The organism is Mesorhizobium sp. WSM4884, from assembly GCF_029625675.1.
GTDB lineage: Bacteria > Pseudomonadota > Alphaproteobacteria > Rhizobiales > Rhizobiaceae > Mesorhizobium.
The window spans coordinates 1-230 of record NZ_JARTVO010000105.1; the positions used below are offsets into that span (position 1 = coordinate 1).

The window sequence follows — 230 nt, forward strand, 5'->3', positions numbered from 1 at the left end:
GTGTGGGCCTATGTCGGATCTTCCAATCTTGACGCCCGATCGCTGCGGCCCAATTTCGAGATCGACTTGGAGGTGCTCGATGCCGGCTTTGCCAGCGAGATCGAGGCGCGGATCGGGTCGGCGATTGCCTCCGCCGTGCCGGTAACGCTGGAAGCCTTGCGAGCCCGGCCGTTCCTAATCAGGCTGTTCGACCGGGCATTGTGGCTCGGTTCACCCTATCTCTAAGGCGG

Annotated in this window: 1 pseudogene; it reads left to right on the forward strand. The window is 62.6% G+C overall.

Going from position 1 to position 230, the window contains the following annotated elements:
- Nucleotides 1–225, forward strand: a pseudogene (locus P9236_RS30835) (cardiolipin synthase); the annotation flags it as partial.
- Between the last annotated feature and the right edge of the window lie 5 nt (nucleotides 226–230).